The sequence below is a fragment of the Sulfitobacter sp. PS-8MA genome (assembly GCF_040933935.1).
Lineage (GTDB): Bacteria > Pseudomonadota > Alphaproteobacteria > Rhodobacterales > Rhodobacteraceae > Sulfitobacter.
Genome location: NZ_JBFQYJ010000006.1, coordinates 656,564 through 668,663, shown reverse-complemented (window position 1 = coordinate 668,663; position 12,100 = coordinate 656,564). Strand labels below are relative to the sequence as shown.

The window sequence follows — 12,100 nt, the reverse complement described above, 5'->3', positions numbered from 1 at the left end:
GTGGCATTCGCGGCTGATCCATATCCCTACCCCGCCGCCGGTCCCGAAAGGAGCCGGCGGCTTTTCGTATATAACGGCGGGTTTCTGACGCAGCGCCGCTTGCGGCGTATCCTGCATCTGGCGGGCCATGAGCTGCGCATCGGTCTGCCGGGGCCGGGTGATGCCGTGGCGGTTTGGGGCAATTCGCCCACCGCGCACCGGGGCCTGTCCGTGGCCGCGAAACGCGATGCACCGGTGATCCGGGTTGAGGACGCATGGCTGCGCTCGCTGCATCCGGGCCGCGCGGGCGAGCCGCCTTTGGGTCTGCTGATCGACGGCCGGGGCGCGCATTTCGACCCCGCCCAGCCTTCCGACCTCGAAGCGCTGCTGGCGCATCATCCGCTGGACGACACCGCCCTTCTGAACCGCGCCCGCGGTGGCATGGCGCTTATGGCCGAACACCATCTGACGAAATACGCAGGTTTCGACCCCGCCACACCGCCGCCTACGCCCGGCTATGTGCTGGTGATCGACCAGACGCGCGGCGATGCCTCGGTCACCGCCTCTGGCGCAGATCGGGGGCGGTTTCTGGAGATGCTCGTTTTCGCGCAGGAGGAACATCCCGGCGCGCGCGTCATCATCAAGACCCACCCTGAGACCGCGCAGGGTTTTCGCGCCGGGCATTTCGGGCCGGAAGACGAGAATGACCGCATCACCCTGCTGAGCGATCCGGTCAGCCCCTGGGCGCTTTTCGAGGGCGCTGTGGGTGTCTATACCGTATCCTCGCAAATGGGGTTCGAGGCGATCTTTGCCGGTCACCGCCCCCGCGTCTTTGGCCAGCCCTTCTATGCCGGATGGGGGCTGACGGAGGATGAGTTTCCAGTCCAGCGCCGTCAACGCAGCCTCACCCGCGCCCAGCTTTTCGCCGCCGCGATGATCCTCTACCCGACGTGGTACGACCCCTACCGCGACCAGCTTTGCGACCTGGAAACCGCCCTCACCAGCCTCGCCGCACAGGCCCGCGCCTGGCGCGAAGACCATACCGGTTGGGACGCATGGGGCATGCGCCTGTGGAAACGCCGCCCGCTGCAACAATTCTTTGGCCAGCCGACCCCGATCCGCTTTCGCAAGGGCGCGCCCGAGATGCCCAAACCGCCGCGCCGCGCGATGGTCTGGGCCAGCAAGGCCGAGGCGGGGCCGAAAGACGCGCTGCGGGTCGAGGACGGGTTTCTGCGCTCGCGCGGGCTCGGGGCCGAACTGATCTCGCCCCTGTCGCTGGTCTGCGACGATCTGGGCATCTACTACGATCCCCAAAGCCCGAGCCGCCTGGAAAGGTGGATCGAGAAACGCGCCGCGCTGCGGCCCGATCAACAGGCCCGCGCCCGGGCTTTGATCGACGCGCTGGCCGGCGCGGGGCTGAGCAAATACAATCTCGGCGGGGCCGCGCCCGACCTGCCGCCGGGGCGCCGCATCCTCGTGCCGGGACAGGTCGAAGACGACGCCTCGATCCTCACCGGCACCGACCGCGTGCAGACCAACGCCGCTCTCCTCGCCGCTGCCCGCGCGGCCAATCCCGAGGCCGTGATCCTCTACAAACCGCACCCTGATGTCGAAGCGGGCCTGCGCAAAGGCGCGACCGAGGCGGGCGAGGCCGATCTGATCCTGCAGCACGCCGACCCGATGGCCCTTCTGAACCAGGTCGACGCGGTCTGGACCATGACCTCTCTTCTGGGGTTCGAAGCGCTTCTGCGCGGTCTGCTCGTGGTGACCCTGGGCGCGCCTTTCTACGCGGGCTGGGGGCTGACCGAAGACCGCGGCGATGTCCCGCCCCGGCGCCGCGCGCGGGTGACGCTGGAGGGGCTGGTGCACGCCGCGCTGATCGACTACCCGCGCTACCGCGATCCGGTCACCGGTCTGGCTTGCCCGGTCGAGGTTGTGGTCGACCGGCTGGCCAAGGGCCCCCTGCCCCGTGCGGGTCTGGGCAACCGGCTGCTGTCGAAACTCCAAGGGGTGTTTGCCAGTCAAAGCCACCTCTGGCGGCGATCGCGTTAGTCCGCGAGGTTGCGCCGCCAGACATGCAGCAGGTCCGGCCCGATGCGCTGGCTGGACTGCAGGGCGAAACGCGGCGCCTCGGCCAAACGCGACAGACCAAGCGCCCCGATCCCCGGCAGCCCTTCGGCCCCGATCACCAACCCGGCGGTGAATCCCACCAGACGGTCCACCAGATCGGCCTCAATCAGCGAGGCCGCCAAAGCGCTGCCGCCCTCGCAGAAAATCCGCGTCAGCCCGTGGTCTGCCAATTGCCGCAGCACATCCGCGGGGTCCAGCTGCGCGCCGCGCGCCGCACAGGGCAGCAAAGTCGCGCCAAGGTCGGACCATGTGCGGACCAGCGCCGGATCCGCATCCGCACCATGGCATAGGATCACCGGCACATCAGTGGCCGTCCGCGCCAATTGCCCCATCAGCGGCAGGTCGAGCCGGCGCGAGACCACGACGCGGGCCGGTTGATGGGGGGTGCCCAAGCCCCGCACGGTGAGGCTGGGATCATCCTTGCGTGCCGTGCCTGCGCCCACCATCACCGCATCATGGCGCGCGCGCATGGCATGGGTCAGCCGCCGCGCCGGGGCATCGGTGATCCACTGGCTCTCGCCGGTCCCGGTGGCAATGCGCCCGTCAAAAGAGGTCGCCAGTTTCAGCGTCAACATGGGCCGGCCAAGATCGGTGCGGCAGAAGAAGCCGGCGATATCGGCGCGGGCCTCGGCCTCACAGACGCCCACCACCACATCGATCCCCGCCGCGCGCAACATTGCAATGCCGCGCCCATTCACCCGCGCGTCGTCGTCCTGCGTCGCAATCACCACCCGCGCCACGCCCGCGTCGATCAGGGCCTGCGCACAGGGGGGTGTCTTGCCGTGATGGGAACAGGGTTCCAGCGTCACATAGACCGTTGCGCCCCGGGCTGCCGCGCCCGCCTGCGCCAGCGCCTGCGGCTCCGCATGGGGCCGCCCGCCGGGCTGGGTCCAGCCGCGCCCGACGATGCGCCTGCCTTGGGTAATGACGCAGCCCACCGCCGGATTGGGCCAGACATTGCCCTGCCCGCGCCGCCCTAAAGACAGCGCCAGCGCCATGAAGCGCGCGTCGCTCACCCTATCGCCGGTCACTCTTCCGGCAGGGCGCCGGGGCGCAGTTCCTGGACAAATTTGTCGAAATCATCCGCCGCCTGGAAGTTCTTGTAAACGGAGGCGAAACGCACATAGGCCACGGTGTCGATCCGGGCCAGCGCCTCCATCACGATCTCACCGATATGTTTGGAGCTGATGTCGGTCTCGCCCATGCTTTCCAAACGCCGCACGATGCCAGAGATCATCTGGTCGATCCGCTCAGGATCGATCGGGCGTTTCTGCATGGAAATGCGGATCGAGCGTTCCAGCTTGTCGCGGTCGAAATCCTCGCGCTTGCCGGAGGATTTGATCACCACGAGATCGCGTAGCTGCACCCGCTCATAGGTCGTGAAGCGTCCGCCACAGGCCGGGCAGAAGCGTCGCCGCCGGATTGAGACATGGTCCTCGGCCGGGCGGCTGTCTTTCACTTGGGTGTCGATATTTCCGCAAAACGGGCAGCGCATCGGCCGTCCCCCTTCTCATCCTGCCTGACTTGTGGGGCGCGCGGCCCTCTTGGCAAGACTTATAGGGGAGCCGCGAGGTTTTGGGTAGAGAAGATTTCCACAGCTAGATGTTGCGTTCAAATATGTGTCATGGACCCAACGATGCCCGCTCGCGTTGACCCTGCGAACATAGAACGGAGCATCCCATGACGAAAACACTTTTCCTCACCGGCGCGTCCAGCGGGATCGGCGCCGCCACCGCCCGTGCGGCGGCCAAAGCGGGCTGGAACATCGGCCTTTTCGCACGCAGCGCAGACAAGCTGAAAGACCTCGCCGCCGAGATCGGCGATCAGGCGCTGGTGCTGGTAGGCGACGCCACCGACTACGACGCGCAGAAGGCGGCACTGGACAGGTTGGCCGAACATTTCGGACAGGTCGATGCCGCCTTTGCCAACGCCGGCCGCGGCACCAGCCCCGCGGGCACGGAGAACGGCGATCCGCAGGATTGGAAGGCGATGGTCGATCTCAACATCATGGGCGCGCTCTATACCGCCCATGCCGCCATGCCCCATCTGCGCAAGACCACCGGGCAATATGTCGTCACCGGCTCCGCCGCCGGGCGGGTGCATATCCAAGGGTCGATCTATGGCGCGACGAAATGGTTCATCCATGGGTTTGCCGGCAATTTGGCCGATGAAATGGCCGAATGGGGCGGGCGCTGCATGGTGGTCTCGCCGGGGATGGTCGATACGGCATTCTTTGACGAGGCCAAACCGGACAAGCTTCAGCCCGAAGACGTGGCCAGCGCTGTCCTACATGCGCTTGAAGCGCCGCCCCGGGCCGCCGTGCGGGAAATTCATCTGATGCCCACGGGCTGACCGCTGCCGGCCCGGCGCTCAGTCGGGCCGGAAATGCGCCGCCACCTGCCGCTGGTGCGGGGCGTCGCGGTGCTCAAAAAGATAAATGCCCTGCCAAGTGCCGAGCATCATCCGCCCGCCGGTCACCGGAATGCCCAGGCTGACCGGCAAAACCGCAGCCTTGATATGCGCGGGCATGTCGTCCGGGCCCTCCATCACATGGCGCAGATAGGACATTTCCGGACGGTCAGAAGGTGGCACCAGCCGCGCGAAATAGGCGCGTAGGTCGTGTTGCACGTCGCTGTCCGCATTCTCTTGGATCAGCAATGACGCCGAGGTGTGCCGGACCATCAGCGTCAACAGCCCGTCGCCCTGCCCGGACAGCCATGCCGCCACATCGCCGGTGAATTCATAAAGCGCCTGACCAGCGGTGCGGATCGAAAAGCAGGTCTGCATCTAGCGCGCGGCCCCGCGCAGCGCGTGGCAGAGGCTTTGCGCATGTTGCACCGACATCGAAGTGCCAGCCTGCCGAAAGGAGGCGCCAACAAGGAAGGCCGAACGCGGGGACAAACCGCGCGGGTCAAAGGTGAATTTCACCGGCCCACGCTGGCCCAAACCGGGCCTGCGGGCCTCGGCCACATAGATGCGCTGTCCGGGGGCCGTTGCCCCTGTCTCTCGCGCATATTTCCCCGCCGCGCACCACATGCCCCGCGCGCCATGCTCACTGTCATTCTCGACGAAAAAACCGCCCGGGGCCGGGGTGATCTGCAAATCCTGCCCCATCGCGGGCGCTGCGAGAAGCGCCAGCGCCAGAAGGCCGGGACCGAGGGTGCGGTGCGACATATCAGAAATCCTCCAACTCAATCAGTTCGTTGCGGCAGAACTGACGCGCGTGGTGGCTGGGCAGGTTTTCTCCCGCCCGCCTTACGGTCACGGAATAGGAGCGCCCCACGTCAGCCCCGGCGCGCTCGGGGCGCGTCGTAAAGACTACGCCGCGCCGCCCGACGCCGCTGACCGACGGCCCGCGCGGGGCCTTGATATAAAGCCGCTCACCCGGCGGCAGGCCCAGCACGGTCTGCGCAAAATCACTGGCCGCGCACCAGATCCCGCGCGCCCCTTCGCCGCGGTCTTCGATGACTTCGAAATCATCGGCGTTGAGCGGCACGACCAGCAGCCAGTTTTCCGCGCGGTACGCCTGCGCGGCGGCTTGAAGCGGCAGCAGGAGGCAGATGAGCAGGGGGAGAAAGCGGCGCATCACATATCCTTTCGGCGGGGATATACCGGATGTAACCCGCGCCGAGGCGAGGTCAAAGGAACGCAAGCACATGTGAAAAGCGCGGCTCCGAAGAGCCGCGCGATGTCTTATTGATCCAGGAAGCTGCGCAGCTTGCGCGACCGGCTCGGATGTTTGAGCTTGCGCAGCGCCTTGGCTTCGATCTGGCGAATACGTTCGCGGGTGACCGAGAACTGCTGGCCGACTTCCTCAAGCGTGTGGTCGGTGTTCATGCCGATGCCGAAACGCATCCGCAGCACCCGTTCCTCGCGCGGGGTGAGCGAGGAGAGTACGCGCGTGGTGGTTTCCTTCAGGTTTTCCTGAATGGCGGAATCCAGCGGCAGAACGGCGTTCTTATCCTCGATGAAGTCGCCCAGCTGGCTGTCTTCCTCGTCCCCGATGGGTGTCTCAAGGCTGATCGGCTCCTTGGCGATCTTCATCACCTTGCGGACCTTTTCGAGCGGCATTTGCAGCTTCTCGGCCAGCTCCTCCGGCGTCGGCTCGCGGCCGATCTCATGCAGCATCTGGCGACCGGTGCGCACCAGTTTGTTGATCGTCTCGATCATATGCACCGGAATACGGATCGTGCGGGCCTGATCCGCGATGGAGCGGGTGATCGCCTGACGGATCCACCATGTCGCGTAGGTGCTGAATTTATAGCCGCGACGGTACTCGAACTTGTCCACGGCCTTCATCAGGCCGATATTGCCTTCCTGAATGAGATCAAGGAATTGCAGACCGCGGTTGGTGTATTTCTTGGCGATGGAGATCACCAGACGCAGGTTCGCTTCGACCATTTCCTTCTTGGCCTGACGGGCTTCCTTCTCGCCCTTCTGAACCTGCTGCACGATGCGGCGGAACTCGCTGATGTCGAGGCCCACATACTGACCCACCTGCGCCATATCGGCGCGCAGCTCTTCGACCTTGTCGCTGGAGCGTTCGATGAACGCCTGCCAGCCGCGACCGGACTTTTCGGCCATCCGCTCCATCCAGTTGGGATCAAGCTCATAGCCGCGGTAGTTGTCGACGAATTCCTTGCGGTTGATGCGGGCCTGGTCGGCCAGTTTTACCATCGCGCTGTCGATCTGCATGATGCGGCGGTTGATGCCGTAGAGCTGGTCGATCAGGGCTTCGATACGGTTGTTGTGCAGGTGCAGCTCATTGACCAAGAGCACGATCTCGGACCGCAGCTTTTGGTACATCGCTTCCTGATCCTTGGTGAAGGACCCGTCTTCGTTCAGCGTGGCCGAGATGCGGCTGTCCTGCATCGCGCTGAGTTTCTCGTAATCATCCGCGATGATGTCGAGCGCTTCGAGCACCTGCGGTTTCAGCGCCGCTTCCATGGCCGCAAGGCTCATGTTGGCCTGTTCATCCTCATCATCATCGTCGTCCGATGCGATCGGGTTGCCGTCGGCGTCAAGCTCGGTCTTGCTCTCTTCGGATTTGGTCTCTGTCCCGGCGGTCGGCGCGACCACCGGGGTGGTCTCCTCCTCGTCGCCCATCTGGGTGCCAAAGGTCGCCTCAAGGTCGATCACATCGCGCAGCAGAATGTCTTCGGACAGAAGTTCGTCGCGCCAGATGGTGATCGCCTGAAACGTCAGGGGGCTTTCGCAGAGCCCGGCAATCATCGTGTTGCGGCCTGCCTCGATGCGCTTGGCGATGGCAATCTCGCCCTCGCGGCTCAGCAGCTCGACGCTGCCCATCTCGCGCAGATACATGCGCACCGGATCATCGGTGCGGTCGAGCTTTTCCGAGGTGCCGGAAGACAGCGCCACATCGCGGTTGGATTCGGTGGTCGCGATTTCGGTCGAGCCCTTGTTCTCTTCCTCTTCGGCTTCCTCATCCTCGATAATGTTGATGCCCATCTCGGAAAGCATCGACATCACATCTTCGATCTGTTCCGAGCTCACCTGATCGGGCGGCAGCACCGTGTTGAGCTGATCATAGGTGATATAGCCCTTCTCGCGGGCCTCACCGATCATCTTCTTCACCGCAGCTTGGCTCATGTCGAGCGAGTGGCCTGCTTCGGAATCGTTGCTCTTTGCGTCGTCGTTTGTGTCTTTGGCGGCCATCTCATGCTCCTCCAGCGCGTTAGCGCGAATCATCCGCAGGTGATTCGATTTCCGAATCATGCGGGGTTCCCGGTGATTCTTAAACCCGATACCCGGGATTTTCAAAAGGTCCGGCCAAAAGGTTACGCAGATGCATCAACCACGGCCTTTCGACTTGTCATATCTAATCGTTCCCAGCAGCGCGTCGAGGGCGCTGCGTTCTTCGCGGCTCATGGTCATCCCATTGTCGCCAAGATCGAATTCGCCGCTCTCTTCTTGCTTGCTGCGGCTGGCCATATCGGCGGCACGGGCCGCTTCGCTCAGCCGCCATGTCACGCCTTCGTCGGCCGGGCCGCTCAGATCCTCGACCGCCTCGGCGATCTCTTCGTTCAGCCCCCGCGCGGCGTCCAGCTTGGCCAGTTCCTCGGCCACGGTCATGCGGGTCATCTCCAGATCGCCGGGTTTGCGGATGCAGGGGGTGATGGCTACGTGGCGTTGCGCCTTCATGTTTTCAAGAGCCTCCCATCCCAGCGAATAGGAAATCTGCTCGTTCAGCACCTCGGCCCCGGCATGGCCATAGCGCAGCAGCAGATCGCGCAGGCGCGCGTGATCGGGGTCCGCGCAGGGCATGGCCTCCAGCCCGGTCTCAAAGGTTTCCACCAGTTCCGGACAGTTGCAAAGCGCCACAAGGATCACCGCTTCGCGCAGATAGATGCCGACCTGATCATCGCCCATTGCCACCAGAGCCGAGGCTTTGGTGCTGGCCAGCGGCGCCTGCGCGGCACCCCATGCAGGTTTGCCACCCTTTCCGCCCTTGCCCGGCCCCCTGCCCCCAACCGGGGTGAAGGCGGCACGCGGTTTCTGCGGGCGGAACAACTCCCAGCGAAGGTCCTTGATCTCTTGCCCATAGTGGCTGCGGATCGAGGGGTCGCGGATCAATTTGATCTTTTCGCGCAAGGCTTTATCAAGCGCCGCCTTGCGCTCGGGACTGTCGAACACCTTGCCTTCGGTCTCGCGCTGCCAGAGCAGACGCACCATCGGCAGCGCCCCATCCAGCAGTTTTTGCAAGGCCCCGGCCCCTTGGGCGCGCAGCAGATCGTCCGGGTCCTGACCCTCGGGCATCACCGCAAACCGCAGGCTTTGGCCGGCTTCCAGCAGCGGCAGCGCCAGATCGATGAGGCGCAGCGCGGCGCGTTGGCCCGCGGCGTCCCCGTCCAGCGTGATGATGGGCTCGGGTGCGATGCGCCAGAGCATCTGCAGCTGGCTTTCGGTGATCGCGGTGCCCAGCGGCGCCACCGCGCCCTCAAACCCCGCCCCATGCAGGGCGATTACGTCCATATAGCCTTCGGCCACGATCAGCGGCTGGCCCCGTCCCGCCGCGGCGCGGGCGTGTTTGACGTTGTAGAGGCTGCGGCCCTTGTCAAAAAGCTCGGTCTCGGGCGAGTTGAGGTATTTCGCCTTGTCTTCGGGGTCCATCGCGCGGCCGCCAAAGGCAATCGCCCGGCCCCGTGCATCCCGGATCGGGAACATGATGCGCCCGCGAAACGTGTCATAGGGCCGCCCGCCCTTGCTCGACGGTTTGGCCAGCCCGGCGCCAAGGATCAGCTCATCGGCAACGCCTTTGGCCTTGAGCGCATCCCAAAGCCCCTGCCAATTGTTCGGGGCAAAGCCGATCTCCCAATGCGCCTGCGCCTGTTCGGAAAGGCCGCGCTGCGCCAGATAGTCCCGCGCCGCCCCCGCCGCGCCGGTGCGCAGTTGCAGGCGGAACCACTGCACCGCCTGTTCCATGACCTCGGCCAATTGGGTGCGCTTGTCGGCCTTGGCCTGCGCCCGCGGGTCTTGTTTGGGGATCGGCATGCCGACTTCGCGGGCGATGATTTCCACCGCTTCCATAAAGCTCACATTCTCGGTCTCGCGCACGAAGGAGATCGCATCCCCTTTGGCGTGGCAGCCAAAGCAGTAATAGAACCCTTTGCGGTCATCGACGTGGAAGCTGGCGGATTTTTCCTGATGGAAGGGACATGGCGCCCACATGTCGCCCTTGCCCTGATTGGACTTTCGATTGTCCCAAATGACCTTGCGCCCCACCACCTGAGACAGGCTGGCGCGGTCACGCAGTTCTTCCAAAAATCCAGGGGGCAGGCTCATGCCTTCATATACCGGGCGCAGCGGATCAAAGTCCAGTAGCGCCGCGCCGGGCCAGCGTCAAAACGCGCGCTGAGCCGGGCGCGGCGGCAGCCCGGCCCAACGTCTTGCGCTCTCACTGTGCGAGGCACATTTCCTTCCAGGCGGCGGCGAGATCGTTCTTTTTCACGTCGCGCATTTTCATCTGGTACACCCAAGGCGTCACCAGCGGGATCGCGGTGTTGTAATCCTCGGGCCATGTCGCATTGGCCTCGACCGCGGCGGGCACTTGCCGCTCCTTCACCCGGTCCAGCCGCGCCTGTTGCACGGCGGCCACCACGGCGGCCTGATGGGTGCAGCTCACCTCTTTCTTCGAGGCCGCCAGCGCCGGGCCCGAGACCGCCATGCTCATCGCGGCCAGAGCGGCGAAAGTGATCTTGTTCATGTGATTGCTCCGTTGTTTGTCAAACGGGGATTCGGGCCCCTGCCGGGCAACCTAGTGCTGTGTTGCCAGCGCTTCCAGAGTGCGGGGCGATTCATCCGGCACGCTGGCGAGGTTCCAGCGATGGTGAGCACCGCGAAGGCGGCACCCGGCCTCAAATGCAAAACGGGGGGCGCCTGCCCCCCCGTCTGATCTTTTACAGCCCCTTGGCGCGGTAGCTTTCCGCCACCTTCCCGATCGAGACCAGATAGGCCGCGGTGCGCAGGTCATCGACATCATTGCGGCTGTGCCAGACATGGGCCATCGCCTCATAGGCCGTGCTCATCGTGTCATCGAGCCCCGACCGCACCAGTTCCAGCTCCCCGGCGCCGCGCAGGTACTTCTCTTTGAAGTTCGGGCTCAGCGTCCAGCCCAGACCCTTGTCCGCAGAGAGCCGCTCAAGCTCGTCCACCACCAGCTGGTGGCGTGCTTCTTCGGCCCGGCGCTGCATGCGGCCAAAACGGATATGGCTGAGGTTCTTGACCCACTCAAAGTAGGACACCGTCACACCGCCCGCGTTGGCATACATGTCAGGCACGATCACGGTGCCCTTCTTGCGCAGCACCTCATCCGCACCGGCGGTCACCGGGCCATTCGCGGCCTCGATGATCAGCGGCGCCTGAACGCGATCGGCATTGCTCAGGTTGATGACCCCTTCCAAGGCTGCCGGGATCAGAATGTCACATTCTGCTTCCAGCATTTTGGCGCCATCGGCCTCGAAGGTCGCATCGGCATAGCCTTTGATGGTGCCGTGTTTCTCGATCCACTTGTGCACGGATTCGACATTCAGCCCCTCAGCGCTGTGCAGGGCACCGTCGCGTTCGATGATCGTGGTGATCTTGCAGCCGTCCTCTTCGCTCAGGAACTTGGCGGCGTGATAGCCCACATTGCCGAGCCCCTGAATGATGATCCGCTTGCCTGCGAGCGCACCGCTCAGACCGGCCTTTGCCAGCCCCAGTTCATCGCGGAAGAACGCATGCAGCGCATATTGCACACCGCGGCCCGTGGCCTCGGTCCGGCCCTGAATGCCCCCGGCATTGATCGGCTTGCCCGTCACACAGGCGACGCCATTGATGTCGGTGGTGTTCATGCGTTTGTACTGATCCGCGATCCAGGCCATCTCGCGCTCGCTGGTGCCCATGTCGGGCGCGGGCACGTTCTGCGCGGGGTTGATCATGTCGCGTTTGATCAGCTCATAGGCAAAGCGCCGGGTGATCAGTTCCAGCTCATGCTCGTCATAGTCGCGCGGGTCGATACAAAGCCCGCCCTTTGAGCCGCCAAAGGGCGCTTCGACCAGCGCGCATTTATAGGTCATCAGCGCCGCCAGCGCCTCAACCTCGTTCTGGTTCACCGCCATGGAATAGCGAATACCGCCCTTCACAGGCTCCATATGTTCCGAATGGACCGAGCGGTAGCCGGTGAACGTATGGATACGCCCCCGCAGGCGCACGCCAAAACGCACCGTATAGGTCGCGTTGCAGACCCGGATTTTCTCTTCGAGGCCAGGTGGCAAATCCATCAGCGCCACCGCGCGGTTGAACATCAGGTCCACACTATCGCGGAAACTCGGTTCATTGGCTGGATTCATCAGTCTTTCCTCCTTCTCTCGAGTCGCATTGCGCTTTTCTGGCACGACTCACCTGCTGCCTGCGGCATGCCGCGGCACCCTAGGCTGCCTCTATGAAAGGTGCGACCTATTTATTCGTTAATTGGCCAAAGATTCCCTGACCT

Annotated in this window: 11 protein-coding genes; 2 read left to right on the top strand and 9 right to left on the bottom strand. The window is 64.3% G+C overall.

The window, feature by feature from the left end; all coding sequences use genetic code 11:
• The gene (locus AB4M76_RS07170) at positions 1-2,031 is read left to right on the top strand and encodes a capsular polysaccharide biosynthesis protein (RefSeq protein WP_368441108.1); all 2,031 of its coding nucleotides are present in this window, start codon (positions 1-3) and stop codon (positions 2,029-2,031) included.
• On the opposite strand, the gene ribD is transcribed toward AB4M76_RS07170, so the two are convergent.
• Both ribD and nrdR read right to left on the bottom strand, forming a co-directional pair.
• Complete coding sequence (gene ribD, locus AB4M76_RS07165; protein WP_368442395.1) at positions 2,028-3,107, bottom strand: bifunctional diaminohydroxyphosphoribosylaminopyrimidine deaminase/5-amino-6-(5-phosphoribosylamino)uracil reductase RibD; 1,080 nt, start codon at positions 3,105-3,107, stop codon at positions 2,028-2,030. The genes AB4M76_RS07170 and ribD overlap by 4 nt on opposite strands.
• A 29-nt stretch (positions 3,108-3,136) precedes the next feature.
• Positions 3,137-3,604, bottom strand: a complete 468-nt coding sequence (gene nrdR / locus AB4M76_RS07160) for a transcriptional regulator NrdR (protein ID WP_368441107.1) — start codon at positions 3,602-3,604, stop codon at positions 3,137-3,139.
• Positions 3,605-3,789: 185 nt separating this feature from the next.
• Here nrdR and AB4M76_RS07155 point away from each other — a divergent pair, with 185 nt between their 5' ends.
• Positions 3,790-4,461, top strand: coding sequence for an SDR family oxidoreductase (locus tag AB4M76_RS07155; RefSeq protein ID WP_368441106.1), 672 nt, complete (start codon positions 3,790-3,792; stop codon positions 4,459-4,461).
• 18 nt (positions 4,462-4,479) lie between these two features.
• On the opposite strand, the gene AB4M76_RS07150 is transcribed toward AB4M76_RS07155, so the two are convergent.
• The 7 genes from AB4M76_RS07150 to AB4M76_RS07120 all read right to left on the bottom strand — a co-directional run bounded on the left by AB4M76_RS07150 (position 4,480) and on the right by AB4M76_RS07120 (position 11,957).
• On the bottom strand, positions 4,480-4,896 hold the full coding sequence (locus AB4M76_RS07150; RefSeq protein WP_368441105.1) for a secondary thiamine-phosphate synthase enzyme YjbQ: 417 nt from the start codon (positions 4,894-4,896) through the stop codon (positions 4,480-4,482).
• The gene (locus AB4M76_RS07145; RefSeq protein WP_368441104.1) at positions 4,897-5,283 is read right to left on the bottom strand and encodes a hypothetical protein; all 387 of its coding nucleotides are present in this window, start codon (positions 5,281-5,283) and stop codon (positions 4,897-4,899) included.
• 1 nt (position 5,284) lies between these two features.
• Positions 5,285-5,695, bottom strand: coding sequence for a hypothetical protein (locus AB4M76_RS07140; RefSeq protein WP_368441103.1), 411 nt, complete (start codon positions 5,693-5,695; stop codon positions 5,285-5,287).
• A 107-nt stretch (positions 5,696-5,802) separates the two neighbouring features.
• Positions 5,803-7,785 carry an RNA polymerase sigma factor RpoD gene (gene rpoD, locus AB4M76_RS07135; protein ID WP_368441102.1) on the bottom strand — a complete coding sequence of 661 codons (1,983 nt, stop codon included), beginning with the start codon at positions 7,783-7,785 and terminating at the stop codon, positions 5,803-5,805.
• Positions 7,786-7,920: 135 nt separating this feature from the next.
• Positions 7,921-9,912 carry a DNA primase gene (gene dnaG, locus AB4M76_RS07130; RefSeq protein WP_368441101.1) on the bottom strand — a complete coding sequence of 664 codons (1,992 nt, stop codon included), beginning with the start codon at positions 9,910-9,912 and terminating at the stop codon, positions 7,921-7,923.
• A 112-nt stretch (positions 9,913-10,024) separates the two neighbouring features.
• Positions 10,025-10,333 carry a hypothetical protein gene (locus tag AB4M76_RS07125; RefSeq protein ID WP_368441100.1) on the bottom strand — a complete coding sequence of 103 codons (309 nt, stop codon included), beginning with the start codon at positions 10,331-10,333 and terminating at the stop codon, positions 10,025-10,027.
• 193 nt (positions 10,334-10,526) lie between these two features.
• On the bottom strand, positions 10,527-11,957 hold the full coding sequence (locus AB4M76_RS07120) for a Glu/Leu/Phe/Val dehydrogenase (RefSeq protein WP_368441099.1): 1,431 nt from the start codon (positions 11,955-11,957) through the stop codon (positions 10,527-10,529).
• Between the last annotated feature and the right edge of the window lie 143 nt (positions 11,958-12,100).